This is a genomic window from Pseudomonas sp. NPDC089554, from assembly GCF_050280645.1.
Lineage (GTDB): Bacteria > Pseudomonadota > Gammaproteobacteria > Pseudomonadales > Pseudomonadaceae > Aquipseudomonas.
Genome location: NZ_JBNNVR010000021.1, coordinates 17,184 through 41,527, shown reverse-complemented (window position 1 = coordinate 41,527; position 24,344 = coordinate 17,184). Strand labels below are relative to the sequence as shown.

General features: G+C 65.0%; 25 protein-coding genes. 15 read left to right on the top strand and 10 right to left on the bottom strand.

The features are described 5' to 3' along the window. The first annotated feature begins 148 nt into the window (after positions 1-148). Entirely contained in the window at positions 149-1,084 is a 936-nt protein-coding gene (locus ACQKPE_RS09275) for a MerR family transcriptional regulator (RefSeq protein WP_427665153.1), read from the top strand. On the opposite strand, the gene ACQKPE_RS09270 is transcribed toward ACQKPE_RS09275, so the two are convergent. Together ACQKPE_RS09270 and ACQKPE_RS09265 are read right to left on the bottom strand one after the other, a co-directional pair. Next, positions 1,069-1,686: a hypothetical protein gene (locus ACQKPE_RS09270; RefSeq protein WP_427665151.1), complete on the bottom strand. Its 618-nt coding sequence runs from the start codon at positions 1,684-1,686 to the stop codon at positions 1,069-1,071. The genes ACQKPE_RS09275 and ACQKPE_RS09270 overlap by 16 nt on opposite strands. Before the next feature lie 88 nt (positions 1,687-1,774). Then, entirely contained in the window at positions 1,775-2,194 is a 420-nt protein-coding gene (locus ACQKPE_RS09265) for a PAS domain S-box protein (protein WP_427665149.1), read from the bottom strand. Between the two features lie 100 nt (positions 2,195-2,294). On the opposite strand from ACQKPE_RS09265, the gene ACQKPE_RS09260 reads away from it, so the two are divergent. The 4 genes from ACQKPE_RS09260 to ACQKPE_RS09245 all read left to right on the top strand — a co-directional run bounded on the left by ACQKPE_RS09260 (position 2,295) and on the right by ACQKPE_RS09245 (position 8,350). Continuing rightward, positions 2,295-2,750 (top strand): flavodoxin, encoded by a 456-nt coding sequence (locus tag ACQKPE_RS09260; RefSeq protein ID WP_427665147.1) that lies wholly within the window; start codon positions 2,295-2,297, stop codon positions 2,748-2,750. A gap of 211 nt (positions 2,751-2,961) precedes the next feature. Next, positions 2,962-3,867, top strand: coding sequence for an alpha/beta fold hydrolase (locus tag ACQKPE_RS09255; protein ID WP_427665145.1), 906 nt, complete (start codon positions 2,962-2,964; stop codon positions 3,865-3,867). A gap of 114 nt (positions 3,868-3,981) precedes the next feature. Next, positions 3,982-4,896, top strand: coding sequence for an SDR family oxidoreductase (locus ACQKPE_RS09250; RefSeq protein ID WP_427665144.1), 915 nt, complete (start codon positions 3,982-3,984; stop codon positions 4,894-4,896). 292 nt (positions 4,897-5,188) lie between these two features. Continuing rightward, the gene (locus tag ACQKPE_RS09245) at positions 5,189-8,350 is read left to right on the top strand and encodes a hypothetical protein (protein ID WP_427665142.1); all 3,162 of its coding nucleotides are present in this window, start codon (positions 5,189-5,191) and stop codon (positions 8,348-8,350) included. 23 nt (positions 8,351-8,373) lie between these two features. Here ACQKPE_RS09245 and ACQKPE_RS09240 read toward each other — a convergent pair whose 3' ends face one another. Beyond that, positions 8,374-9,153: an IclR family transcriptional regulator gene (locus tag ACQKPE_RS09240; RefSeq protein WP_427665140.1), complete on the bottom strand. Its 780-nt coding sequence runs from the start codon at positions 9,151-9,153 to the stop codon at positions 8,374-8,376. A gap of 178 nt (positions 9,154-9,331) precedes the next feature. Here ACQKPE_RS09240 and hmgA point away from each other — a divergent pair, with 178 nt between their 5' ends. From hmgA to maiA, 3 genes are read left to right on the top strand one after another with little or no spacing between them, the layout of a single operon-like run. After that, positions 9,332-10,633: a homogentisate 1,2-dioxygenase gene (gene hmgA, locus ACQKPE_RS09235; protein ID WP_427665138.1), complete on the top strand. Its 1,302-nt coding sequence runs from the start codon at positions 9,332-9,334 to the stop codon at positions 10,631-10,633. A 3-nt stretch (positions 10,634-10,636) separates the two neighbouring features. After that, positions 10,637-11,929 carry a fumarylacetoacetase gene (gene fahA, locus ACQKPE_RS09230; protein WP_427665136.1) on the top strand — a complete coding sequence of 431 codons (1,293 nt, stop codon included), beginning with the start codon at positions 10,637-10,639 and terminating at the stop codon, positions 11,927-11,929. Between the two features lie 11 nt (positions 11,930-11,940). After that, entirely contained in the window at positions 11,941-12,567 is a 627-nt protein-coding gene (gene maiA / locus ACQKPE_RS09225) for a maleylacetoacetate isomerase (RefSeq protein ID WP_427665134.1), read from the top strand. 69 nt (positions 12,568-12,636) lie between these two features. Here maiA and ACQKPE_RS09220 read toward each other — a convergent pair whose 3' ends face one another. After that, on the bottom strand, positions 12,637-13,443 hold the full coding sequence (locus tag ACQKPE_RS09220) for a SirB1 family protein (RefSeq protein ID WP_427665132.1): 807 nt from the start codon (positions 13,441-13,443) through the stop codon (positions 12,637-12,639). A 123-nt stretch (positions 13,444-13,566) separates the two neighbouring features. On the opposite strand from ACQKPE_RS09220, the gene ACQKPE_RS09215 reads away from it, so the two are divergent. Continuing rightward, positions 13,567-14,586: a Glu/Leu/Phe/Val dehydrogenase dimerization domain-containing protein gene (locus ACQKPE_RS09215; RefSeq protein ID WP_427665130.1), complete on the top strand. Its 1,020-nt coding sequence runs from the start codon at positions 13,567-13,569 to the stop codon at positions 14,584-14,586. Between the two features lie 12 nt (positions 14,587-14,598). Here ACQKPE_RS09215 and ACQKPE_RS09210 read toward each other — a convergent pair whose 3' ends face one another. Further along, positions 14,599-14,862 (bottom strand): YebG family protein, encoded by a 264-nt coding sequence (locus ACQKPE_RS09210; protein ID WP_209873601.1) that lies wholly within the window; start codon positions 14,860-14,862, stop codon positions 14,599-14,601. Between the two features lie 243 nt (positions 14,863-15,105). On the opposite strand from ACQKPE_RS09210, the gene ACQKPE_RS09205 reads away from it, so the two are divergent. Next, positions 15,106-15,579 carry a phosphate-starvation-inducible protein PsiE gene (locus tag ACQKPE_RS09205; protein ID WP_427665128.1) on the top strand — a complete coding sequence of 158 codons (474 nt, stop codon included), beginning with the start codon at positions 15,106-15,108 and terminating at the stop codon, positions 15,577-15,579. Between the two features lie 15 nt (positions 15,580-15,594). Here ACQKPE_RS09205 and ACQKPE_RS09200 read toward each other — a convergent pair whose 3' ends face one another. From ACQKPE_RS09200 to ACQKPE_RS09180, 5 genes are all read right to left on the bottom strand, one after another. After that, positions 15,595-15,891, bottom strand: coding sequence for a DUF3509 domain-containing protein (locus ACQKPE_RS09200; RefSeq protein WP_427665126.1), 297 nt, complete (start codon positions 15,889-15,891; stop codon positions 15,595-15,597). Between the two features lie 166 nt (positions 15,892-16,057). Then, positions 16,058-16,405 carry an HPF/RaiA family ribosome-associated protein gene (locus ACQKPE_RS09195; protein ID WP_427665124.1) on the bottom strand — a complete coding sequence of 116 codons (348 nt, stop codon included), beginning with the start codon at positions 16,403-16,405 and terminating at the stop codon, positions 16,058-16,060. Positions 16,406-16,573: 168 nt separating this feature from the next. Beyond that, on the bottom strand, positions 16,574-18,886 hold the full coding sequence (gene fecA / locus ACQKPE_RS09190; RefSeq protein WP_427665122.1) for a TonB-dependent Fe(3+) dicitrate receptor FecA: 2,313 nt from the start codon (positions 18,884-18,886) through the stop codon (positions 16,574-16,576). Between the two features lie 95 nt (positions 18,887-18,981). Continuing rightward, a complete protein-coding gene (locus tag ACQKPE_RS09185) occupies positions 18,982-19,914 on the bottom strand; it encodes a FecR domain-containing protein (RefSeq protein ID WP_427665120.1) in 933 nt (310 codons plus the stop codon). Next, positions 19,911-20,405 (bottom strand): sigma-70 family RNA polymerase sigma factor, encoded by a 495-nt coding sequence (locus ACQKPE_RS09180; protein ID WP_427665119.1) that lies wholly within the window; start codon positions 20,403-20,405, stop codon positions 19,911-19,913. Before ACQKPE_RS09180 ends, ACQKPE_RS09185 begins: the two co-directional genes overlap by 4 nt. 179 nt (positions 20,406-20,584) lie before the next feature. Between ACQKPE_RS09180 and ACQKPE_RS09175 the strand changes: the two genes are divergently transcribed. From ACQKPE_RS09175 to ACQKPE_RS09155, 5 genes are read left to right on the top strand one after another with little or no spacing between them, the layout of a single operon-like run. Next, positions 20,585-20,887 carry a DUF3649 domain-containing protein gene (locus ACQKPE_RS09175; protein WP_427665117.1) on the top strand — a complete coding sequence of 101 codons (303 nt, stop codon included), beginning with the start codon at positions 20,585-20,587 and terminating at the stop codon, positions 20,885-20,887. After that, on the top strand, positions 20,884-22,458 hold the full coding sequence (locus tag ACQKPE_RS09170) for a PepSY-associated TM helix domain-containing protein (protein ID WP_427665116.1): 1,575 nt from the start codon (positions 20,884-20,886) through the stop codon (positions 22,456-22,458). Before ACQKPE_RS09175 ends, ACQKPE_RS09170 begins: the two co-directional genes overlap by 4 nt. Further along, a complete protein-coding gene (locus tag ACQKPE_RS09165) occupies positions 22,452-22,778 on the top strand; it encodes a DUF3325 domain-containing protein (protein ID WP_427665114.1) in 327 nt (108 codons plus the stop codon). The genes ACQKPE_RS09170 and ACQKPE_RS09165 overlap by 7 nt, the downstream gene beginning before the upstream one ends. Beyond that, positions 22,775-23,332, top strand: a complete 558-nt coding sequence (locus ACQKPE_RS09160) for an RNA polymerase sigma factor (protein WP_427665112.1) — start codon at positions 22,775-22,777, stop codon at positions 23,330-23,332. The genes ACQKPE_RS09165 and ACQKPE_RS09160 overlap by 4 nt, the downstream gene beginning before the upstream one ends. Then, positions 23,329-24,306, top strand: a complete 978-nt coding sequence (locus ACQKPE_RS09155; RefSeq protein WP_427665110.1) for a FecR family protein — start codon at positions 23,329-23,331, stop codon at positions 24,304-24,306. The genes ACQKPE_RS09160 and ACQKPE_RS09155 overlap by 4 nt, the downstream gene beginning before the upstream one ends. Positions 24,307-24,344: the final 38 nt, after the last annotated feature.

Genomic DNA, 24,344 nt, shown 5'->3' with positions numbered 1-24,344 from the left:
CGCAGTCATCTATGCAAGAATCGGGCGCGGATTATCGCGGATAAATCGTGACCCGTCAGTGTCGGTCGACATGCGGTGACGCTGACCGATGGCACATCCCATGCGTAAAATGGCAAATCCTTACCCACGAGACAGAGTTTCCACACCTATGAATGAGTCGCTTGCCGCCTCTGGGGCCGAGGACAACCTGGCCCACCAGGAGCTGTTTCCGATCCGTGAGGTGGCCCGGCTGACGGGCGTCAACCCGGTGACCCTGCGCGCCTGGGAGCGCCGCTATGGGCTGATCCAGCCGACCCGTACCGACAGCGGTCATCGCCTGTACTCCCAGGCCGATATCGACACCATCGCCTGTATCCTCGGCTGGCTGCGTCGTGGCGTGGCCGTGAGCAAGGTCGGAGGCATCCTGGCTCGCAGCCAGGCCCGCGACGGTTGGACGACCGGCAGCCTCGATGCCCAGGCGAGCTTGCAGGCGCAAGTACGCGAGGCAACGCAGGCGTTCGACAGCCAGGCCCTGGAGCGGTTGTTCGAGCAATTGTTCACCAGCCACCCGCCAGAGCAGGTGCTGGGCGAGGTGTTCATGCCGGTATGGGAGGCCCTGCGCCTCGACCAGGACGGTTATGGCCAGGTCAGTGAGTGGCTGTTCCTCGACCAGTTCCTGCGCGGGCACGTGCTGCAGCGCTTGCTAAGGCTGCGCGAGCCGAAATCGCGGCGCGTGCTGCTGGCGCCCCTGGCTCCTGAATGCAGCGAGCTGGAGTTGCTGGCCGCAGGCTTGGTGCTCGGGTGCGAGGAAATGGCTGTGACGGTACTCGCGCCTCAGCAGCCGTTCGCCGAGCTGGCGCTGGTGTGCGAGCGCGTGCGCCCCGACGCGCTGGTGCTGTTCGCCAACCAGCGGCCGGCGTCAGACCTTGCGCGGCGCCTGGCGCGCCTGACGTTGACAGTGAAATGCCCGGTGTTGGTGGCCGGGGAGGCCGCGCACATGGCCTACGACAGCCTCGAGGGCGGGCCGGTGGCCTGCCTGGGGGCGCAAGGTGGGGAGATGCGTCGGCGTCTGCGCCAGTACCTGGCCGGTCAGCTCGATACCTGAGTGTGCAGTTCCGGGTGCGCCCGGCGGTGGGCCTGGAGGATGTATTCGCGCAGGCGTTCGATCTCGTCGGCTTCGCTGCGCGCCAGGTCGTAGGCCGCAAGGTCCGGGCCGATGCGCCGGCGCAGCACGCCTTGCAGGGCGATGGGCTGGATGCCGGGCGGGGCGAAGTACAGGTCGAAGTGGTTCGGCACCAGGGCGCCATTGGCGATCTGCAGCAACACCCCCTTGAACGAGATGTCGCGCACCCACAGCGAACTGGGCGTGTTGCGGGCGTCGATCAGCGGGCTTGGCTGGTCCATCGACAGCCGCCAGGGGCGCAGCTTCGGGCCATCTTCATAGATGGCAGGCGAGCCCAGTTGCAGGTGCAGGGCGTGGAACTCGTCCTCGACCAGTTGCAATGGGAAGGTGATCTGCTGGTTGTTGAACTGGGCCTGCAGGGTGACCTGCTCGTTGGCCACCAGGCGGGTGAGCAGCTGTTGCAGGCGCCGGTCGCCATTGACCAGCAGGCTCGACATGGAATCCGCCAGGTTCAGCTGCGGTGCATGCTGCATGTTGTGGATGAAGTCCAGCTCATCCTGGGTCAGGAGGGCGTCTGCTTGCATGCTCGGGCTCGGGGGTGGCGGTGGTCTGCGGGGTTCTTCACGGCCATTGACCGTGCGAAAAGTACTTGGTTCGATGCCATTGGTCGGCTCAGGCATCGCTCAACCGCGTCCTGGCCTCGGCCAGTTCGCGTTCCAGCTCTACCTGGCGGCTCACATCCTTCTGGATGCCGATGAAGTAGGTGCGCTGCTCCGCTTCGTTGTACACCGGGGTGATCGACAGCTCGTTCCAGAACGCGCTGCCGTCCTTGCGGTAGTTGCGCAGCACCTCGCGGCAGGGCCGTCCCTCGGCCATGGCCTTGCGGATACGTCCACGGGCCAGTTGGTCGCGGTCGTCAGCCTGCAGGAAACGGCAGTCCTGGTAGAGGATGTCGTCGCGCAGATAGCCGGTCAGGCGTTCGAACGCCGGGTTGGCGTAGATCAGGATGGTGTCGTCGCCTTCCTGTTCAGCGACCACGATGCCGTCGTTGGAGGCATCGATCATGGCTTGCAGCAGCTGTGCGTTGATCATGGTCAGGCCGTTGGGTGAGAAGGGCGTGAGCCGGGCGGCCTTTTGCCACTGGTGAGTGCTAGTATCCTACGTTTTCACTCAGTTTCGGAATCTGTTCCCGATGAAAGTCGCCATTATTTCCGGTTCGGTGTATGGCACCGCCGATGAAGTCGCCCGCCATGCCGAAGCCCTGCTCAAGGCCGCAGGCTTCGAAGCCTGGCACGCTGCCCGCGCCACCCTCGACGACCTGCGCGGCTTCGCCCCCCAGGCGCTGCTGGGCGTGACCTCGACCACCGGCATGGGCGAGCTGCCCGACAGCATCATGCCGCTGTACAGCACGATTCGCGACACCCTGCCCGCCGAATGGCGCGGCCTGCCCGGGGCGGTGCTGGCCCTGGGCGACTCCAGCTACGGCGATACCTACTGCGGCGGTGGCGAGCAGCTGCGCGAGCTGTTCCTCGAGCTGGGCCTGCGCGAAGTGCAGCCGATGTTGCGCCTGGATGCCAGCGAAACCGTGACCCCTGAGGCCGATGCCGAGCCATGGCTGGCTGAGTTCGCCGCCGCGCTGCGAGGCTGAACCACGGGCGTGATGACCGTTCGTGCCGCTGACTCGCACGGTCATCAAGCTGGCTGCCAAGGCAAGTTTCGCCCTGTGAGGGCCTGACTAGACTGTGCCTCGACATAGGTGGTTCCTAGAGAGCACATGCAAGTGCCGAGGTACATGCAATGAACGCAGCCTTGCCGTCTATCTTCCTCACCCCCAACACCTGACCCGCAGGACAATACCGATGCCTTTGGCCGAAATTCCATTGTGCGTCTGGCGTACCCGGGGTCAGGCTTTTACCTTCCGGGGCCAGAGCATCCGCTACTGGACAGCAGGGCAGGGAGAGCCCTTGCTGTTGATCCATGGCTTCCCAACCGCCAGCTGGGACTGGCACTACCTGTGGGCACCGCTGGCTCAGCGTTTTCGCGTGGTAGCCTGCGACATGCTGGGTTTTGGCGACTCGGCAAAACCCCTGGACCACGACTACAGCCTGCTGGAGCAGGCTGACCTGCAACAGGCGCTGCTCGAGCACCTGCACATCGAACAGCCGGTGCACCTGCTGGCCCACGACTACGGCGGCAGCGTCGCCCAGGAACTGCTGGCGCGGCACCACGAGGGGCGCGCCGAGGTCGCCAGTTGCGCGTTCCTCAACAGTGCGCTGTTCCCGGAGAAGTGCCCACTGCTGCTGGTGCAGAAGCTGCTGCTCAGCCCTGTGGGCTGGCTGATAGCACGCTCGTTCGGGCGCGACGACCTGGTGCGCAATGTCACCCAGGTCTATGGCCCCTGCACCCACCCCAGCGAGAGCGCACTGGATGATTGCTGGAGCCTGATGGTGTCCAACCGCGGCACGCGCATCCTGCACAAGCTGATGGCCTGTGTGCCGGAACGTTTCCGCATGCGCGAGCGCTGGGTGACGGCGCTGCAACGCGAAGGCGTGCCGCTGCGCTTCATCAACGGTGCGGTCGACCCGCTATCCGGCGCGCATATGGTCGAGCGCTACCGGCAACTGGTGCCCGAGCCGGACACCGTGGTACTGCAAGGCATCGGCCACTACCCCCACACAGAGGCACCGGTACAGGTGCTGCGCCATTACCTGGCGTTTCGTGAACAACCCATGAGCCATCTGCCGCAGAAGGTCGCCTGGTCCTGACCGGGCGATCAACCTGTCTTATCGCCTGCCATTCAGCGCCTGGGCGCTTGATTGTCCGCAGCCCTGGGCTCGCGGACACTGCCCGCAACCTTATCCTTGACTGGAGCCTTGAGCATGAGCGAACCGGTACGTCTGCAAGATCGCGTGGTGATCGTCACGGGGGCCGGTGGCGGCCTGGGTCGGGCCCATGCGCTGCTGTTCGCGGCCCGTGGCGCCAAGGTGGTGGTCAACGACCTGGGCGGCTCGACCCACGGCGAGGGTGCCAGTGCCTCGGCGGCTGACCGCGTGGTCGAAGAAATCCGTGCTGCCGGCGGTACGGCGGTGGCCAACCATGATTCAGTCGGCGATGGTGCACGCATCGTCGAGCAAGCGTTGGACAGCTTTGGCCGCGTCGATGTGCTGGTGAACAACGCTGGCATCTTGCGCGACAAGACCTTCCACAAGATGGACGACGCCGACTGGGACCAGGTCTACCGCGTTCACGTGGAGGGCGCCTACAAGGTCACCCACGCCGCCTGGCCTCACCTGCGCGAGCGCAACTGGGGCCGGGTGATCTTCACCGCCTCCACCTCGGGTATCTACGGCAACTTCGGCCAGGCCAACTACGGCATGGCCAAGCTTGGCCTCTATGGCCTGACCCGCACCCTGGCCATCGAAGGGCGCAAGCACGGCATCCTGGTCAATGCCATCGCGCCCACCGGCGGCACGCGCATGACCGAAGGGTTGATTCCGCCGCAGGTGTTCGAGCGTCTCAAGCCAGAACTCATCAGCCCGCTGGTGGTGTACCTGGGCAGCGAGCAGTGCCAGGACAGCGGTGAGCTGTTCGAGGTGGGCGGCGGCTGGGTCGGCAAGGTGCGCTGGGAGCGCAGCCTGGGGGTGGGCTTTGACCCACGCGAAGGCTTTACCCCGGAGCAGGTGGCGGACAACTGGGCGCGCATTGGCGATTTTGACGGCGCGGTGCACCCGCAAGACAGCTTGCAGGCCTTGCAGCAGATGATGGCCAACCTGCAAAAGTACCCGCTGGGCTGATGCGCATAAAAAAGGCCGCTGCCTATGCAGCGGCCAAGCGAGACGTCAGATCAGGGAGCTTCAAATCAACGTCGTACAGCCAGGGGCAAACCTTCAGGGCGAGCCCTTCGAATCAGCCTGTGGAAATAGCTTAAGCGCTTGAGATCGCTTGGAAAAATAGCATCTTGCGACATTCACCGTTACCTCATCCGTGATAATCGGCAGACATTACTGACACAATCACTTCCTGCTGAAAGCATCCAAATGGATTGGTTGAAGCTTGCATTCCATTCATTTGATGAGAATGCCGACCATGACATTCAATTTTCCGGACTTTTCCTTTTCTGGCTTTCTTACGTTCGTCGTGCGTGAGGAGGACGTGCTGAAAGCGTTCTCCCTGCTTCCTCTCTCCTACAAGGCCCAGTTTTTCCAAGCACCGAGTTTGCTGGAGCCGTCGCCAGAGAGCGAAAGCGCGCTGGCGGTAGGGCAGCTACGCGATGCCCTGGCGGACTGGCAACAGCGTTCGCAGGCGTGGTGGGGGCAGGAGGCCAAGCGGGCTTCCAGGCCGCTGCGCCTGGCGGTGAAGCTTGCGATGCATTGCGAGCTGGAAGTGCGCCTGTACAACCAGTATTCCCCCGCGAGCCGTGAACGGGTCGAAACCCTCATGAGCAGTAGCGATGCCGATATCGGCCTGGTCTGGCTGAAAACCACCGACAGCCTGGTGCGCTTGCCGGGTATGCGGGTGATCAGCGAGGTACTCGAACGTGACCAACCCACAGACGACGACTTCATCCTGCATGGCGCAGGTTGGGGGGTGTGGTATGACAACGACCCGTCGCGCGTGGCCATGCAACTGCGCGAGCACCTGCAAGGTACGCAGTGCTCGTATGGCCTGAGCCCGGACCAACGTCAGGCGATCCTCGACACCGAGGCGCCAGGGCTGGTGTTCTCGGAGCAGCAGTCGGGCCTGAGCGCCCTGTTGGTCGACGACCTGCGTTCCTGGCAGGCGCAACTGGTCGAGCAGGTGATCGCAGCCGCTGAAACCAACGGCCAGGACACCGTGCCGATGGCGGACCTGGAGGCTGCGCTGCATCTGGAGCCGTTCACCCAATGCATGCAGAAGCTCAGCACAGGCTACATCGCCCTGGCGCGCAAGGCCCTGATGCCTGAATGGTTGCGCGTCGCCGATGACGCGACGCGTGATGCCATGCAGGCTGCCTGGTCGAGGGTGGATGATCTGGAGCAGCAGCTTGAGGCAGCGCTGGGCGAGTGCCGTGACCTCACGACCTTCGGCAATCATGAGGCCAAGCGCTGGCTGGCCAGCCATGAGGTACAGGTCGAGCCAGACCAGGTGCAGATGACCGTGCGGCACGTATTTCCCGCGGGTAATGAGCAATTGACCGGGGAACGCACCTGCTCGTTACTGGAATGGCTACTGAGTGGTGGCTACGGGGCAGAACGCCTGAGCGTCGAGGCCGTCGACCCGGCCCTGCGCGATGCCATCAGCCAGGTCGACCTTCAACGGATGACTGTCGAACTCGACCTGCGGGCCCGCTACCTCGCCACGCTCGAGGCCTGCTACCAGCAGCCTGACGTCAGGCTGCTGCTGGAGCAGATGATCAGCCAGCGCCTGCACGCGGCACTGCTCGTCGCGCGCCAGCAAGGCTTGGCGCAAAGCACTGTGCAAGCGCTGCTGGGTACCCTCGGTGATGGCCCGCAGGCCGTGAGCATGGATATCGCACGGGTGACGCTCATGGGGCATGTGCTCAGCGGCCTGCTGTGTTTCTTCAATGAAGACCAGCATGTGTTGTACGCACCGGGTGCACCGGGGGGCGATTTCCACACGTTCAGCTCGCTGCGACAACTGAGCCTGGGCCTGGGGGCCTTCACCGGTACGCCAGCAGGCAGGACCTACCTGCTGGAGCGAATGCCTATCGAGCAACGTGTGCGCTTCTCGTCGATTTTCGCACGCAGTGCCGAGCGCCACGATGCATGGCCGACAGATCAAGTAGCGCTCGCCGCAATGCCGGCCGATGGCTGGGCGCAGGTGAGGGCTCGGTTGGTCGAGGACAAGGTCTCGAGCATTCTTGATGAGCTGCGCCGTGTCAGCCCCCCGTGGTTGCTCCAGGCCCCCGCCAACCTGCGTCAACGCCTGTCGGACCTGGAGAACGAGCTGCGCTCGGCTCACCAGCATTTGCAGACAGTGGTGCAACCTGTGAATTTCCAGGCCTATGCCCGAGAGCAAGTGGCCCGTCGCTTGAACAGCTTCCCGGGCGGCTCGCCGGGCTGGCTGGACCCGGAGCATTTGATGGTAAGCGTCGATCTGCAACCGGAAATGACCTTCACCGAGCTGGTCATCCAGGGCTACGACGCCCATATCAACTTTGCGGCCAGCGCACGCTTACGCTGTGTGACTGGGCAGGACATCTCGCACCTGAATGTCGCCGCGCTGGGAGGGTATGTACGGGCTGCCCGGTTGGGGGAGCAATACGCAGAGCTGATCCGGCGCACTTACCTGGCCGAAGACCGCCCCGAGCGCGTTCAGCAACTGGAGCTGCACCGGCTGTTGCTGGGGCTGAAGATGCAACGTGACTGCCTGGCGGAAGTGCTTCGAGGAGAGCTGAGTAACGAACATGCCGCATGGCTCACCGAAGTGTGTTTGCAATTCAATGAGCAAAGCCTCGTCGGTGATTGCCTGCTTTCGGAGCTATGGCTGGGAGGCTGCCGGGTAGAGGGCGCCTATGTTTTGCACGACCCTGCGGGGAACAGTCGCGGGTCGCTGTTGTACTTGCCCGATGCTCCGGGAGAGCGGCCGCTGCTGACGCCGCTGGCGATGGCCGAAGCCTGGCGTGAGGACGGCCTGGCCGATTACTGCCGCCAGCGTGTGGCGTACGAGGACAGGCCGAAGATGGAGGCACTGATCGAGCGCCAGTTGCGAGAAGGCGACGGCATTGCCGTGCTGGTCGAAGCGCTGCGGGCCGAGGTGCGCATACTGGACCTGCGAACAGATTTCCATGAGCGGGCTCGGCGTCTGGTGCATGAAGCCGAGCAGCGAACCACCAGCGTCGCCGAGCGTATCTCGGGCGTGCTGGTGGAATGGGGGATCGTCCTGGCCAGCGTGTTGGCACTGCCATTTCCGGCTGCGGCATTGGGCGTAGGCGTACTGGTAACGACCCGCTCGTTCGCGCGGGCGGTACTCAGCTGGCGTGATGGTGATCGCACAGCGGCGTTGATGTTCTTCATGGTAGGCGTCGTGGGCGTGGTGTCGGTAACTGGCCTGAGCACCCGACTCCTGACGACTCTGCAGCGACAGTGGAACCAGTTGTTCCCAGATCCGTCCTCGGTACTGATCCAGCATCTCAAAAAACTGACTGTTGACTTAGGTTGGCCGGTAGGCAGCAAGCTGGTCAGTGCGAACTACAAAGGTTTCAACGAAGAGCTGCTGTGGTTGCTCGAACACCGCGCGACGTTGTAAAGGGGCCTTTGGCACGCGAGACTTCACCCGGGCTCGTAACCCATGCGCTTGCTCACCGCCTCTGTGGCGGAGCGCAGGCGCATGGCGGCCGGGCCATGCTCGTCGGCATGGAAGATCGAGGTGGGCCCGACCACGGTCATCACGGCGGCAATCTGCCCGGTGGCATTGAACACCGGTGCCGACAACGCATCCACCCCGGGCATCAGCAGCCCGTGCACGTGGTGCAAGCCGCGTTCGCGGATCTGCTCCAATAGCGCGCCGTAGTGCTCCACGCTGTGGCCCGAGGCGGCCAGTTCGCGGTCGCGCAGCTCCACCGTTTCGCGCGCCGGCAGGTAGGCCGCGAACACCAGCCCGGTGGAGGAACTGAGTAGCGGCAGCACCGAGCCGATCTGCGTTACCACCGTCACCGCGCGTACCGCCGGTTCGATGTTCACCACCGTGGCGCCCTGGTTCCCCCACACGGCGATGAAGCAGCTTTCGTTCAATTCGTCGCGCAATTGCGACAGCGGCAATGCCGCGACCTTCAGCACATCGATGCTGCCCAGCGCCGCCATGCCCACCCGCAACGCCTCGCGCCCCAAGCCATAGTGGTTGGTGGCCCGGTCCTGTTCGGCAAAGCCGCTGGAGATCAGCGCTTGCAGGTAGCGGTGGACCTTGCTGGCAGGCATCTGCACGTGCTCGGCCAGGCGCGACAACGAGGTGGAGGGGGAGAGCTCGGCAAGCGCCTTGAGGATGTCGGTGCCGACTTCCGCCGAGCGGACCTTCTGCTTGCCGTTGTCGCTGGGGGAACTGGCTTTGGCCATGGGAACGCGTGTCCATCGTGACAGGTGGCGCCTTTATAACTTGACGCCTTTCCTCGAGCAAATTACGTTATTCGTAATCTGATTACGATAAAAACAATGCAGACGCGCTGCTGAAGGTCGCCAGGCCATTCGGGCAGCCCACTGCCCGAAACGGCTCCTGGCGAGCCCGGAGGCATCGATGACCCGCGACACGTCCCCTGAACTCCAGTACCTGAGCGGCTTCGGCAACGAATTTGCCAGCGAAGCGCTGCCTGGCGCCCTGCCGCTGGGGCAGAACTCGCCGCAGCAGGCCCCCTATGGCCTGTATGCCGAATTGTTGTCGGGCACGGCATTCACCATGCCGCGCAATGAGCTGCGGCGCACCTGGCTGTATCGCATCCGTCCCTCGGCGCTGCACCCGCGCTTCGAGCGTCTGGCCCGGCAACCGCTGGCTGGTCCCCTGGGGGCGGCCAACCCCAATCGCCTGCGCTGGAGCCCACAGCCTATCCCCAGTGAGCCCACCGACTTCATCGAGGGTTGGCTGCCGATGGTGGCCAATGCGCCGGCCGAGAAACCGGCGGGGGTGAGCATCTATATCTACCGCGCCAACCGCTCCATGGAGCGAGTGTTCTTCAATGCCGATGGCGAGCTGCTGTTGGTGCCCGAACAAGGCCGCCTGCGCATTGCCACCGAGTTGGGCGTACTCGAAGTCGCGCCGTTGGAAATTGCAGTGATCCCGCGTGGCATGAAGTTTCGCGTCGAACTCTTGGACGGCCAGGCGCGTGGCTACATTGCCGAGAACCACGGCGCGCCGCTGCGCCTGCCCGACCTGGGGCCGATCGGCAGCAACGGCCTGGCCAACCCGCGAGACTTCCTCACCCCGGTTGCCCATTACGAAGAGGCCCAAGGGCCGGTGCAGTTGGTGCAGAAGTTCCTCGGCGAGCACTGGGCCTGCGAGCTGAACCACTCACCGCTGGACGTAGTTGCCTGGCACGGCAGCAACGTGCCGTACAAGTACGACCTGCGCCGCTTCAACACGATCGGCACGGTGAGCTTCGACCACCCCGACCCGTCCATCTTCACCGTGCTCACCTCGCCCACCAGCGTGCATGGCCTGGCCAACATGGACTTCGTGATCTTCCCGCCACGCTGGATGGTGGCCGAGAACACCTTCCGCCCGCCGTGGTTCCACCGCAACCTGATGAACGAGTTCATGGGCCTGATCCACGGCGCCTACGATGCCAAGGCCGAGGGCTTCCTGCCAGGCGGCGCCTCGCTGCATGGGGTGATGAGCGCCCACGGCCCGGACGCCGACACCTGCGCCAAGGCCATCGCTGCCGACCTTGCGCCGCACAAGATCGACGCCACCATGGCCTTCATGTTCGAGACCAGCCAGGTGCTGCGCCCGAGCCAGCAGGCCCTCGAATGCCCGCAATTGCAGGCCGACTACGACAGCTGCTGGGCGACCCTGCCGAGCACCTTCAACCCGAACCGGAGATAACCCATGAACCACACCGCCATTGCCCGCAGCTGGGTCGAGCACGCCAACGGGCACCGCGACTTCCCGCTGCAGAACCTGCCGTTGGGTATCTTCAGTCGTCCGGGGCAGTCACCGCGCTGCGGCGTGGCCATCGGCGAGGCCATTCTCGACCTTGAGGCCGTATTGGCGGCGGGCCTGTTCGACGGCCCGGCCAAGGCGGCGGTCGAGGCTGCCCAGGGCGGTGCGCTGAATGCCTTCTTCGCTTTGGGCCGCACGGCCCGCGTGGCCATGCGTGAGCGCCTGCTGGAGCTGCTGGCCGAGGGTAGCGCGCAGCAGAACGCCTTGCAGCCCGCGTTGTACCCGGCAAGCGAATGCCAGCTGCACCTGCCGGCCAAGGTCGGCGACTACACCGATTTCTACGTAGGCATAGAGCACGCCAAGAACGTCGGCAAGCTGTTCCGTCCCGACAACCCGCTGTTGCCCAACTACAAGCACGTACCGATCGGCTACCACGGTCGCGCCTCGACCATCCGCCCCTCCGGCACCGACGTGCGTCGCCCCAAGGGCCAGACCTTGCCGGCCGGGCACACCGAGCCGAGCTTCGGGCCTTGCGCGCGGCTGGACTACGAGCTGGAACTGGGCATCTGGATCGGCCAGGGCAACGCCATGGGCCAAGCGATTCCAGTGGGCGATGCCGCCGAGCACGTGGCCGGTTTCTGCCTGCTCAACGACTGGTCGGCGCGGGACATCCAGGCCTGGGAATACCAGCCGCTGGGCCCGTTCCTGTCCAAGAGTTTCATCACCAGCGTCTCGCCCTGGGTGGTCACTGCCGAGGCGCTGGCGCCATTCCGCTGTGCTCAACCGGCACGCCCGGAAGGCGACCCGCAACCGCTGTCTTACCTGCTCGACAAGCGCGACCAGGCCGGCGGCGCCTTCGATATCGAGCTGGAAGTGCTGCTGCTCACCGAGCGCATGCGTGAGCAGGGGCTTACAGCCCATCGCCTGACCCTGAGCAACACCCGCAGCATGTACTGGACCGTGGCGCAGATGGTCGCCCACCACAGCGTCAACGGCTGCCAACTGCAACCGGGCGACCTGTTCGGCTCGGGCACCTTGTCGGGCGCCGAGCCCGGCGCGTTCGGCAGCCTGCTGGAGATCACCGAAGGCGGCAAGCTGCCGCTGCAGCTGGCCAGTGGCGAGGTGCGCAAGTTCCTCGAGGACGGCGACGAAATCATCCTGCGTGCCCGCTGCACGCGTGAAGGCTTCGCCAGTATCGGCTTCGGCGAATGCCGCGGCATCATTCGCGCAGCGAACTGAGGGGCAGGGTGATGGAACTGTTCACTTACTACCGTTCCACCTCTTCCTATCGAGTGCGTATTGCCCTGGCGTTGAAGGGCCTGGATTACCAGGCCCTGCCGGTCAACCTGCTCAAGGGAGAGCAGCGTGGCGCCGAGTACCTGGCGCTCAACCCCCAGGGGCGGGTGCCGGCGTTACGCACCGATGGCGGGGCGTTGCTGGTGCAGTCGCCCGCGATCATCGAGTACCTGGAGGAGGCTTTCCCGGAGCCTGCGCTGTTGCCCGGCGATGCCGAGACCCGGGCCAGGGTGCGTGGGGTGGCGTCGATCATCGGTTGCGATGTGCACCCGCTGCATAACGTCAGCGTGCTCAACCAGCTGCGTGAGTTGGGGCATGACGAAGTGCAGGTCAACCAGTGGATCGCGCATTGGATCGGCCAAGGGCTGGCAGCGGTGGAGCGGTTGATTGGCGATGAGGGTTTCTGTTTTGGCGACTGGCCGGGGGTGGCGGATGTGTACCTGATTCCCCAGGTGCATGCGGCCGAGCGGTTCAACGTCGACCTGGGCAGCTATCCGCGTATTCGCCGAGTGGTAGCGTTGGCCGGGCAGCATCCAGCGTTCACCCAGGCGCACCCGGCACGGCAACCCGATACACCTTGAGTTCGGTGGTGGTTTCTTCGCTGGCCTGGTGCGCCACGCCTGGCGGCGCAGCGAGTGGCGGACCATGCGTTAGTGGATTGAGCGGCTGGCGTGGGGCAACTGGCCCAGGCGCTCGCTGAGCTTCAGGCGCTGCACCGGGTCGTCGGTGAGCAGCAGGGCGTGCTCCAGGTCGAAGCGCTCGGCCTGGGGGCAGTCCAGATGCTGGTAGAGGGTGGCGCGCGCCAGGTAGTCGCCGACCTGCGCCTGGCCCAGTTGCATCACCCGCTCGGCGTCGACCAGCGCGGCCAAATCGTTGTCGTTGCTGCTGTGCAACTGGCGCAGGTTGCGTGACAGGCGTTGCAGCATTTGCGCAGCGCTGGCGCTGCGCAGGTGTTCGGCGACCAGCGCTTGCTTGGGGCCGAACTGACGCGTGAGCAGTTCGCGGCAATCGGCGGGGTACAGGCGCCGCCCCCCGCAGGGGTCGAGCAAATGATCGGCACCGGGTACGCGCAGCAGGAAATGGCCGGGGAAGTTCACCCCCTCCAGCGGAATCGACAGGCGCCGGGCCAGTTCCAGGGCCAGGATGCCTAGCATCAACGGCTGGCCGCGTCGGCGCTCCAGCACCTTGTCCATCAGTGCCGCTTGCGGTCGCAGAGGCAAGTATTCGTCCTGTTGGAAGCCCAGGGCATTGAGTTGGCGCAGCAGCGGTTGTGCAAGCTCGGCCAGCGGCAGCATGGGCAGGTTGGCATTGACCTCCCGGTGCAGGTCATTGAGCTGGGCCAGGTGCACGCTGGGGTCGACCTGGCGATCGTGCTCGGTGGCGATCCACAAGGTGGCTTCCAGCAGGGCGACCGGGGCGCGGTCCAGGCAGGCGAGGCAGGCTTGACGTGGGTTCATGAAGGGTCTCCGCACACGCTTATCTTTTAGCCCTGGTGCCGGGTTTCGTCCAGTGGTCTGGCCGCGACCTGCCCGGCAGCAGCCTGCCTATACTGGTATGAGCACCTCTTGGGGAGCCCGTCGATGTTCGCGCTCATGCAAAGTACACGCACCCAGTCCCTGCACCTGTTCATCGACCCGCCCACGGGGCTCAAGGCCGTGGTGGCGATTCACAGTGAGCAGTTGGGGCCGGCCATGGGCGGTTGTCGCTACCTGCCGTATGCCGACGATGAAAGCGCCATGAGCGATGCCATTCGCCTGGCCCAAGGCATGAGCTACAAGGCGGCGCTGGCAGGCCTGGCGTTGGGTGGAGGCAAGGCGGTGATCGTGCGCAACCCCCATGTGGAGAACCGCGCGGCGCTGTTCGAGGCGTTCGGGCGTTTCGTCGACACCTTGCAGGGGCGCTTCATCACCGCGGTGGACAGCGGCACCTCGACCCTGGACATGGACTGCATTGCCCAGGCCACGCCGCACGTCACCAGTACCACGGCCTCGGGCGACCCCTCGCCGCATGCGGCAATGGGCGTGTTCGCGGGCATTCGCGCCACCTCCATGGCGCGCCTGGGCAGCGACAACCTGGAGGGCTTGCGGGTGGCGGTGCAGGGGTTGGGCAACGTGGGCTACGCGCTGGCCGAGCAGTTGCACGCGGCAGGGGCGGAGTTGCTGGTCAGCGACCTGGACCCAGGGCGGGTGCGCCTGGCCGTGGAGCAGTTCAATGCCCATCCGGTGACCAACGACGCCTTGCTCAGCACCCCATGCGACATTTTCGCGCCGTGCGGGGTAGGGCCGGTGCTCAACGGCCAGAGCGTGATGCAACTGCGTTGCGCGGCGGTGGCAGGCTCGGCCAACAATCAGCTGACCACCTTGCAGGTGGCCGACCAGCTGGAAAGCCGCGGCATCCTGTATGCCCCGGACTACGTAATCAACGCCGGTGGCTTGATCTACGTGGCAATGACCCACCGTGGCGAGGACATCGGCACCATTACGGCGCACCTTGCGCGCATTCCTTCGCGGCTGACCGAGGTATTCGCCCATGCCCAGGCCGAGAAGCGCTCACCGGCGCGGGTGGCGCAGATGCTGGCGGAGCGGTTGCTGTACGGTTGATGGGCGAGTGCCTTACTCCTCGCCGCCACCTTCGAGTAATTCACCCAGCGCATCGGGTTGGCTCTTGAATGCGCGGGCGAACACATCGCGGTTCTTGGCCATGTAGATGCCCGCTTCTTCCACCTGCTGCTCGGTCAGCGATGGCACGGCCTTTTGCAGTACCTCGGCCAGCCGTTCGGCCAGTTCGAGCATCTTGTCGTGACGATCGGCTTCGGCCTTATCCATGAACAAGCGCTCCGGGTCGCGGCTGCTGCGGTACACCACTTCGACGGCCATTCATCACCTCTGTGCCTTTTTGCTGATTGGGTTGAGTAACTGTATTTATATACAGTAATGGCAGAGGCCACCGCCGCGCAACCTCCAGTGATGGCTTTTTTACATTTCGCAAAAGCGTAGCCGATAGGTGCCTTGCGGCAATCGGTCGCCTTCCAACCTAGGGGCCTGGCCCTTTAACTGCATGGCACAAGCGTCACAGAGGTGACGCATCATCCTTCATGTCGTATCGGGGAATAGAAGATCGTGAACACCAAATGGGCTGAAAACCTGCGCAAGTGCCTGCATGGCTATGCCGACTCGCTGGGCAACCTGTGCGTCGAGTCGTTCCACTACCTGGCGTTGTTCGGTATTGGTGCGATCACCGCCTACGCGGCGGTGATGACGTTCCTGGACATGCTTGCCAAAGGGGGGATCAGTGTCGATGACATCCTGCTGCTGTTCATCTACCTGGAGCTGGGCGCGATGGTGGGGATCTACTTCAAGACCAACCACATGCCCATTCGCTTCCTGCTCTACGTGGCGATCACTGCGCTGACACGCCTGCTGATCGGCGACGTGTCGCACCACAAGGCGCCAGACATCGGGCTGCTGTACCTGTGCGGCGGAATCCTTTTGCTGGCGTTCGCGATCCTGGTGGTGCGCTACGCCTCGTACCGCTACCCCTCGACCAAGACCATCGACGCCAGCGGCAAGGCGCTGGACGACGGCAAGGTCTGACGGGCTGTTGCCGACTCAGTGCGCGAGGCGGCAGTTCTGCCAGCGGGTTTCGCGGTGGCCTTCGGTCATTGCCGCGAGAATTTCCAGGGCACTGTGGCCCTGCTCGATGGCCAGGCCGAAGCGGATGCTGTCGATGACCCGGCTCAAGCGCTGCGGGTCGTTGCGCTGGGCCTGGCTGATCAGGCGCTTGGCGACCACGCCGGTGTCGTTCGAGAGGGTCAGCATGATGCTGCCGTCGAGCCGCTCGATACTCAGGTTGACCCGGTACTGCGGGGCGAAGGCGTCGCTGATGAGGTCGAATGGGTTGGTCATGGGCTGGGTCTGCGAATGAGTGTGAAGAGGTTGACCGCCGTTCGTGGGCGAGGGTTCAGGGCCGTTGATCGGGTTCGCGGATGAAAAGCACCGCAATTTTCGGGCCGAAACGAAAACGCCCGGCGCAGGGCGCCGGGCGTTCTCGGTCAAGCGTTACGCTTCACAATCACTCGTCACTGTCACTGGGCTGCAACACCGCACGCTTGCTGCGCAACTTGCCGTAGAAGTGTTCCAGCGCGTTGTTCAGCTTGCTGGCGGCGCCATCGACGGCCTGGTCCAGCGAGGCAGCGGTGTGGGTCACGGAAATCGGTTGGTGGCCTTTGGGGCGAGCCTCCATTTGGCAGCGCTTGTCGTGCAGCCCGGGCTTGTCGCCGTTCTCGTCGCGCAGGTGGACCTCGATGCGGGTGAGGTCGTCTTCGTAGCGTTCGAGGGTACTTTCCAGCGTACTGCGAACCCACTCGTTGAGACGGATGTTGCCTTGGATGTGGTTGCTGCTGTTGACCTGGATTTGCATGATTCAATCCTTATTCAGCTTGCTCGCCAGAGACGTGCCTAGGCCAGTGAGGCCCTTGGAAAAACATCGCCTCTTGACTCTAAGGTCAGGGATCCGCGCAACGATTTCAACCCCCTCATCCAGATAAATTTTTTGTAGCAATTGGGGCCGCAAGCGGCCCCATGATCGTCAGAACACCACCGACGTCTGCACATAAAGCGTGCGTGGTTCGCCCACGTACTTGCCCTTGTTGTTGTCATCGAACGAGCGGGTGTAGTACTCGCGGTTGAACAGGTTCTTCACCCCCACCGCCACCTTCAGGTCCGACAGCTGTGGCCCGAAGTCGTAGGCCGCGCGCGTACCCACCAGCATGTAGCCGGGAATGCGCCCGGTGCTGCCGTCGGCGCTCTCGGCGCTGGTGTTGGCATTGTCGGCGTACTGGCTGCTCTGGAAGCTGGCGTCCAGGTCGAGCTGCCACGGCCCTTCGGTGTAGCCCACGCCCAGGTTGCCCTTGTGTCGCGACGAGAACGGCACCTGGTTGCCCTTGTTCGGCCCGTCTTCGCGAATGGTGGCGTCGACGAAGGCGTAGCTGGCGTGCACATCGAAGCCGGCCAGCGCCGGGCTCAGGCCGTCGAGGGCGTAGCGCACGCTGGTCTCGATGCCCTGGTGACGGGTTTCGCCGCGGGCGATCACCGAGTCGTTGGTCTGGTTGCTTTCGTACTGGTTGTCGAAGTTGATCAGGAACGCGCCGATTTCCGCTTGCAGGTCGCCATTGTCGTAGCGCGTGCCGATTTCCCAGGTGCGTGCTTTTTCCGGCTTCACCTGGCCGCTGCTCACCCGGTTGGGCATCTGGCTGTATTGCACGCTGCCGAACGAGCCTTCGGTGTTGGCGTAGAGGTTCCAGGTGTCGGTGAGGTGGTACAGCACGTTCAGCGCCGGCAGCGCGGTGTTGTAGCTGCCCTGGTAGCGCTGGCCGCTGATCTTGTTGGCCTGCTCGGAATCGATCATCTCGTAGCGGATGCCGGGGGTGATGGTCCAGCGGCCGATATCGATGCGGTCGTCCAGGTACAGCGCGTGGGCTTCGGTGCCGCCACGGGTGTCGCGGTCGTTGCGGCTGGCGGTGGTCGGCAGACTGCCGGTGACCGGCTCGCGGAAACGCAGTTCGTGGCCGGCTTCGTTGACGTAGCGGTAGCCCATACCTAGCTCATGCCAACTGTCGCCCAGGGCCAGGCCTTGGGAGAAGCGGGTCTCGATGCCGCGCACCCAGTACTCGCGGGGCGACAGCGAGACGAAGTTGGTCTGGTCGAGGTAGCCACTGCGCAAGGTCTTGGTGAAGAAGCTGTTGACGCTGAACTGGCGGTCGTCCTGTTTGTAGTCGTAGCCGAGGTTGACCAGGGTGCGACGGCCCCAGAACTTGTCCTTCAGGCGCGTGGACTGGTATGGGTCCTGGTCGAAGGCGGCCTGGCTCAGGCCGCCGGGCATCTCGGCCTCGCCCTCGTAGTATTGGGCCATGGCATGCAGGCTGTTGGCCTCGTCGAGTTGCAGCTTGCCCTTGAGGATCAGGTCGTCGATCTGCGTGTCGCTGTGTTCGCGCCAGTCGCCGCCGCGGGTGCCCGAGTACAGCAGGGCGCCGCCCAGGCCATTGTCGTTGGTGCCGCCGACCAGCAGGTTGGCGCTGTTCTTGAAACCGTCGTGGCTCGACGAAGGGCTGACCTGGTTCTGCATCGACGCCTTGAAGGTCGCTTCTTCAGGAATGGCGCGGGTGACGAAATTGACGATGCCGCCAACGTTCTGCGGGCCATAGCGTACCGCGCCGCCGCCGCGCACCACGTCCACTGCGTCCATGTTGCCGAGGCTCAGGGGGGCGAGCGACAGTTGCGGCTGGCCGTAGGGCGCGAAGGGCACCGGGATGCCGTCCATCAGCACCGTGGAGCGCGAGGCCAGGCGTGGGTTGAGGCCGCGGATACCGAAGTTCAGCGCCAGGTCGTGGCTGCCGGTGCCGTTGTTTTCCGGAGCGTTGACGCCGGGGATGCGGTTGAGCACTTCGCGTGGGCTGCTGGCGCCGCTGCGCTCGAAGGCTTCGCGGCGGATCACGTCACGCGCGCCGGGGTGTTCGAAGACGTTGTCCTGGCGTGCCTCGCCCAGCCAGTCGCCGACCACGGTGGAGGTGCCCAGCTCTACCGGTCCGTTGCTGGCAGCGCTGGCCAGGGGTTGCAGGCTGAAGGCGTTGTCGGCTTGCTGGTGCGCTTGCAGGCCGCTGCCGCGCAGCAGGGCATCGAGGCCCTGGCGTACCTCGTACTGGCCTTGCAGGCCTGGGCTGCTCAGGCCTTGGGTGAGTTGCGAGCCGAACGAAATCAGTGCACCGCTTTCGCGGCCGAACTGGTTCAGGGCATCTTCCAGGGTGCCAGCGGCGATCTGGTAGTCGCGTGGGGCGGCCTGGGCGGCGGGCAGGGTAAAGCTCAGGGTGGCGGCGAGCAGCAGGGCGAGGGGCGTGGGGCGCATGGGTTGTCTCGTAAGAAGGGGTTCTGCCTTCTCTGTCACGCGAGGGTTGGAAAATGGCTCAGGGGGTTTGCAAATTTTTTTGCAGCCAGCATTCGCTAGGCTGGCAGGCGCCTTTCGATCGTCACCCAATACCGGGTAAAGCGCCTCACCCGCACGGGCAACGCCACCTCGAGCATTTCCAGGATCCGCTCGCTGTCATCCAGCGGATAGGACCCGGAAATCCGCAGGTCGGCCACCTGCTCGCTGCAACCCAGCTGCCCCTGGCGGTAACGCGAAAGCTCGGCCAGAAAATCCACCAGACGCATCTGCGAGACCACCAGCATGCCGTCCACCCAGGCGCCGCTGTTGTGCTCCAGTGGCGCGATGCCCTGCCAGGCGCCGCTCAGCAACCTGGCCTGCTGCCCGGCCAGCAGCGCCTGGCCACCCAGCAGGGCGCTGCCGCTGAACACCGAAACCTGGCTGAAGCCTTCGAATTGGCGCACGTTGAAGCGCCCGGCTTCCAGCCGCAGCGCCATCTTTGCGGTGTGCAACAGCAGGGGTCGTGGGTCGTGGGCGACCTCCAGCAGCAGCTCGCCGTCGAGCAGGTCGACCCGCCGTTGCTGGCCATCGAAGCGCACGTCGGCGGCGCTGCGGGTATTCAGATGCAATTGGCTGCCATCGCTCAGCGCCAGGCGCCGACGCTGGCCCACCGAGCTGCGGTAATCGGCCATCAGCCCCGGCAGCGGGTTGTGTTGCTGCAACCCCAGGCCCGTAGCGCTGGCCACGCCGAACAACAGTAGCGCCTTGAGCGCCCGGCGCCGTGCCGGGGAAGGCGGCGCCTGCAAGGTGGCATGCACCACGGGCGAGGCTACCCCGCGCAGGCGCTGGTTGACCTGCTGGATATGCGCCCAGGCGCGCTGGTGTTCATGGTCGGCTTGCAGCCAGTGCTCCAGCGCCTGCTGCCGGGCCTGGCCAAAGCCTTCGTCCTGGGACTCGAGCAGCCAGTGCACGGCCTGTTCGGCCACCTGGGGGGAGAAGGGCGTGTTCACAGGGCGAAGTAGCAGCGCAGCGCCGCCTTGTGCAGGTAGCGCTTGACCGTGGCCAGCGAGATGCCCAGTTCACGGGCGATCTCACCCTGGCCCAGGCCGTCGACCTGGGCCAGCAGGAAGGCGCGCTTGACCAGTGGCTCCAGGCCATCGAGCAGGCGGTCGAGTTCCATCAGGGTTTCGAAGATCAGCGCTTTTTCTTCTTCGCTCGGGGCGACCTGCTCAGGAACCTGGGCCAGAGCGTCGAGGTAGGCGCGCTCCAGCTCCAGGTGGCGAAAATGGTTGCACAGCACGCGCTTGGCCACGGTGACCAGGAACGCGCGGGGCTCGACCAGCTGCGGTGCCTCGCGGGCCTGGAGCAAGCGTACGTAGGTGTCCTGGGCCAGGTCGGCGGCGCCCTGCGGGCAACCCAGGCGTCGGCGCAACCAGCCGGTGAGCCAGATGTGATGGGCGTGGTAGAGGCCTTCGACCGTTGTAGTAAGGGCGCTGGACACCGATGCGACTCCGGCGCCGCACGGCGCAACTGGAAGTAAGAATTGTTCGCATTGTATGCGCGCAGAACGCTTCCGAGCAATCCGTACATCGGCCCCGACCCTCTGTCTTTCAGACTTTGCTTATGAGAATTGAAATCATTAAGATTGCACCCCCATTTCCGCCACCCCGGACCGCCGCTATGAAGAGCAAAGCCGGCCTACCCCCAAGCTATCGCCTGGCCGTGGCCTCACGCTGCCTGGCCGCGGCATTGGGTGGCTACCTGCTGGCCTCCAGCGCGGCCGTGTGCATCAGCCTGCTGCTGCCCGGCGCCCAGGTCGATGCGGCGCTCACCGGGATGATGCTGTCGTTCGTCTTCTACCTGCTGGCTTTCCTCTGGTGCTTCGCCTGCCGCAGCGCCTGGCATGCCTGGCTCGGCGTACTGGCGCCAAGCCTGCTGCTGGGGGTAGCTGGCGGGCTCGCCTACTGGGTGAAGCAACCATGAAAGAAGGTTTGCGCCAATCCATGGCCTGGCTGCACACCTGGACCGGCCTGGTCTTCGGCTGGCTGCTGTTCGCCATCTTCCTCACCGGCACGCTGTCGTACTTCAAGGAAGAGATCAACCACTGGAGCAAGCCGGAAATCCGCAGCTACCCGCTGGACCCGGTGGCCAGCCTGGACATGGCCCAGCGCTACCTCGAAGCCAATGCCGGCAACGCCAGCAGCTGGTTCATCCGCCTGCCCAACGACCGTGAAGCCGCGCTGAGCGTGAGCTGGCGCGACCCGAACGGAGGTGGCCGGCGCGGTTTTACCGGCAAGGAACTCGACGCTCATAGCGGTGAGCCGGTCGAGGCGCGCGAAAGCCGCGGTGGCGAGTTCTTCTATCGCTTCCATTTCCAGCTGGAGATGCCATATCCGTGGGGCCGCTGGCTGTCGACCCTGTGCGCCTTCATCATGCTGCTGGGCCTGGTGACCGGCATCATCACCCACAAGAAGTTCTTCAAGGAATTCTTCACCTTCCGCCCCGGCAAGGGCCAGCGCTCCTGGCTCGATGGCCACAACGCGATCGGCGTGCTGGTGCTGCCGTTCCACCTGATGATCAGCTACAGCAGCCTGGTGCTGTTCATGTACCTGGTGATGCCAGCTGGCATCCTGGCCAGCTACGGCAACCCCAACAGTTACTTCAACGATCTGTTCGGGCGCGACGAGACGCCCAAGGTCGCGGGTGTGGCCGCGCCGCTGGTGCCGCTATCGGGCTTGTACGCCAAGGTGCAGGAGCAGCTGCCGGGTGCACGCATGGGCTACATCCAGGTGCATAACCCTGGGGACCAGAACGCCCGCGTCACCTTCACCCGCGCCTCGGCCGACAACGTCGCCTACCAGCGCAGTGCCAACTGGACCTTCGACGGTGCCACCGGCGCGCTGGTGGCCCAGGGCGCGCCGGAAAGCGCGGCGATGATGACCTCGTTCACCTTTGCCGGGCTGCACATGGGCAATTTCGCCGGGCCCTGGCTGCGCTGGCTGTATTTCGTCTTCGGTATCGCCGGCACGGCGGTGATCGGTACGGGGTTGGTGATGTGGCTGGGCAAGCGCCAGCTCAAGCACGCCAAGAGCGAGCGCCTGCCGGGTGAGCTGCGGCTGGTGGAGGTGCTGAATATCGTCAGCATGAGCGGCCTGCTGTTGGGCGTGGCGGCGTTCTTCTGGGCCAACCGGCTGCTGCCGGTGGCGCTGGAGGGGCGTGCCGACTGGGAGGTGAATGCATTCTTCCTGGCTTGGTTGCTGGCCTTGCCGCACGCTGTGCTGCGCCCTGGGCGGCGCGCCTGGGGTGAGCAGTTGGCGCTGGGCGCATTGGCGTTCGCCTTGCTGCCGTTGCTCAACGCGCTGACCACCGGGCAGGGCTTGAACCATTCCATCGCCATGGGCGACTGGGCCATGGCTGGCTTCGACCTCACCGCCCTGGGCACCGGCCTGTTCCTGGCCTGGGCGGCCAGCAAGATGCTGCGTGCACCCAAACCTGCGAAGCAGCGCGCGCCTCGGGTGGCCAAGGCGCAAGCGGTGGAGGCGGGCGGATGCTGAGCGTGGCCTTGTTCACCTTCGCCGGGCTGGCCGCGCTGTGCCTGGCCATGGAAAAACACTTCGTCGAACTGCTCGGGAGCAAGCCCCGTGCCGCGCAGTTGCGCACCCTGCGTGTTGCCGGCTGGGGCCTGTTGCTGCTGGCACTGGGGCTTGCGCTGCACTGGCGCGACATGGCCGATGGCCTGGTGGAGTGGAGCGCAGTGCTGATGGCTGGCTTGACCCTGTGGGTGTTCGGCCTGCCCTACCAGCCACGCCTGCTGCTCGGGCTGGCCGCTGCCAGTGTGCTGCTGGCGCCGCTGTTGGCGGTATTCGCCGCGTGAACGAGCACGACACCGACGAGGCCGGCGGCCGGGCGCGCTTTCTCCAGGTATTCCTGGCCCAGCGTGGGCGCATGGAGGCCCTGGTCAGCCGCCGCGTTGGCTGTCGGGCGACGGCCAGTGACCTGGTCCAGGAATTGTTCCTGCGCTTTTGGCGCCGACCCCAGGTCAAGGTGGAGGCACTGGACACCTACCTGTTGCGCTGCGCCGGCAACCTGGCCATCGACCACCTGCGCAGCGAAGGCAGCCGGGGTCGTGTGGTCGAAGGGCTGTTGATCGATGACGAACAAGTCTCGGCCCAGGCCCCCGAGCAGGCGCTGGAAGTCGACCACGACCTGCGCCGCATCGAGGCGGCCTTGCGTGAATTACCTGAGCGCACTCGGCAGATCTTCTTGCTCAACCGCATCCATGGCTGCAAGTACAGCGAGATCGCCAAGGCCATGCAGGTGTCCCAGAGCACGGTGGAAAAGCATATGATGCGCGCCCTCGAAGCGTGCAAGGCGAGTGTCGCCGAACCCGCGACGCCATTGCGCAGGCCAGGGAGCGACCATCGATGAGCCTCGACACCCCGATCACCGCCGAACAGTCTCGCGACGCACTGGGCTGGATGAGCCGCATCAACGAACAACCAAGCGAGGCCGAGAGCGCAGCATTCAAGCGTTGGCTGCTGGCCGACCCGGCGCACCGCCAGGCCTACGCCGAGGCCCAGGCACTGTGGCAGCTGAGCGAGGCCCCCGCTGCGCGCCTGGCGCAAGAAGAGCACGCCCAGCTTGCCCACTACCTGTACGCCATCCAGCACCCGCGCAGCCGCTGGCGGCAGCGTGGCGGCGCCCTGGCAGCTGCGGCCTGCCTGGTGCTGGCGCTGGGCAGCCTGGCGGGCTGGCAGCCGCAGTACTGGTTGCAGGACCTGCGCGCCGATTACCACAGCGCCGAGCACATCACCCAGGTGACCCTGGCCGACCAGTCGCGCCTGACCCTCGATGCCGGCAGCGCCGTGGCCGTGGACTTCGAACATGGCGAACGGCGCGTACGCATACTGCGCGGGGCCGCCTTCTTCGAAGTGACCCACACCGGCGCGCCGTTCCTGGTCGAGGCGGCGGGCGGTGAAGTACGCGTGCTGGGCACCCAGTTCGAGGTGCGCGGGCAGGGCGAGGGCGCCCAGGTCACGGTGCGCAGCGGGCGCGTGGCGGTGAGCGCCGCGCAGGGCCAGGTAGCCCGTGAGCTGACCGCCAACCAGCAATTGGCCTATGGCGCAGGTGTGGCGGGCGAGGTGCAGACAGTGGACAGCGACAACCGCCTGGCCTGGCGCCAGGGCTGGCTGAATTATTACCAGGTGCCGTTGGCGCAGGTGGTGGAGGATCTGGGCCGGTATTACCCAGGGCGCATCTTGTTGCTCGATGGCGAGCTAGGGCAGCGCAAGGTCAGCGGCAGCTTCCCGGTGGATGAGCCGCTGGTGGCGCTGGATTCGCTGGGCAAGGTGCTGGGTTTCTCGCGGCAGACGGTGCTGGGGCGGTTGACAGTTTTACGCTGACTATCCCGGCCCCAACAAAAAACCAAAATATTTTCACA

Excerpts from the sequence above, each read along its gene's own strand:
- ACQKPE_RS09220 (WP_427665132.1), bottom strand. The coding sequence starts at position 13,443 with ATGAACCCACGTCAAGCCTGCCTCGCCTGCCTGGACCGCGCCCCGGTC.
- maiA (WP_427665134.1), top strand. The coding sequence starts at position 11,941 with ATGGAACTGTTCACTTACTACCGTTCCACCTCTTCCTATCGAGTGCGT.
- ACQKPE_RS09200 (WP_427665126.1), bottom strand. The coding sequence starts at position 15,891 with ATGACCAACCCATTCGACCTCATCAGCGACGCCTTCGCCCCGCAGTAC.
- hmgA (WP_427665138.1), top strand. The coding sequence starts at position 9,332 with ATGACCCGCGACACGTCCCCTGAACTCCAGTACCTGAGCGGCTTCGGC.
- ACQKPE_RS09265 (WP_427665149.1), bottom strand. The coding sequence starts at position 2,194 with ATGATCAACGCACAGCTGCTGCAAGCCATGATCGATGCCTCCAACGAC.
- ACQKPE_RS09270 (WP_427665151.1), bottom strand. The coding sequence starts at position 1,686 with ATGCAAGCAGACGCCCTCCTGACCCAGGATGAGCTGGACTTCATCCAC.
- ACQKPE_RS09215 (WP_427665130.1), top strand. The coding sequence starts at position 13,567 with ATGTTCGCGCTCATGCAAAGTACACGCACCCAGTCCCTGCACCTGTTC.
- ACQKPE_RS09260 (WP_427665147.1), top strand. The coding sequence starts at position 2,295 with ATGAAAGTCGCCATTATTTCCGGTTCGGTGTATGGCACCGCCGATGAA.
- ACQKPE_RS09250 (WP_427665144.1), top strand. The coding sequence starts at position 3,982 with ATGAGCGAACCGGTACGTCTGCAAGATCGCGTGGTGATCGTCACGGGG.
- ACQKPE_RS09165 (WP_427665114.1), top strand. The coding sequence starts at position 22,452 with ATGCTGAGCGTGGCCTTGTTCACCTTCGCCGGGCTGGCCGCGCTGTGC.
- ACQKPE_RS09275 (WP_427665153.1), top strand. The coding sequence starts at position 149 with ATGAATGAGTCGCTTGCCGCCTCTGGGGCCGAGGACAACCTGGCCCAC.
- ACQKPE_RS09255 (WP_427665145.1), top strand. The coding sequence starts at position 2,962 with ATGCCTTTGGCCGAAATTCCATTGTGCGTCTGGCGTACCCGGGGTCAG.
- ACQKPE_RS09210 (WP_209873601.1), bottom strand. The coding sequence starts at position 14,862 with ATGGCCGTCGAAGTGGTGTACCGCAGCAGCCGCGACCCGGAGCGCTTG.
- ACQKPE_RS09155 (WP_427665110.1), top strand. The coding sequence starts at position 23,329 with ATGAGCCTCGACACCCCGATCACCGCCGAACAGTCTCGCGACGCACTG.
- fecA (WP_427665122.1), bottom strand. The coding sequence starts at position 18,886 with ATGCGCCCCACGCCCCTCGCCCTGCTGCTCGCCGCCACCCTGAGCTTT.
- ACQKPE_RS09245 (WP_427665142.1), top strand. The coding sequence starts at position 5,189 with ATGACATTCAATTTTCCGGACTTTTCCTTTTCTGGCTTTCTTACGTTC.
- ACQKPE_RS09175 (WP_427665117.1), top strand. The coding sequence starts at position 20,585 with ATGAAGAGCAAAGCCGGCCTACCCCCAAGCTATCGCCTGGCCGTGGCC.
- ACQKPE_RS09240 (WP_427665140.1), bottom strand. The coding sequence starts at position 9,153 with ATGGCCAAAGCCAGTTCCCCCAGCGACAACGGCAAGCAGAAGGTCCGC.
- fahA (WP_427665136.1), top strand. The coding sequence starts at position 10,637 with ATGAACCACACCGCCATTGCCCGCAGCTGGGTCGAGCACGCCAACGGG.
- ACQKPE_RS09170 (WP_427665116.1), top strand. The coding sequence starts at position 20,884 with ATGAAAGAAGGTTTGCGCCAATCCATGGCCTGGCTGCACACCTGGACC.
- ACQKPE_RS09195 (WP_427665124.1), bottom strand. The coding sequence starts at position 16,405 with ATGCAAATCCAGGTCAACAGCAGCAACCACATCCAAGGCAACATCCGT.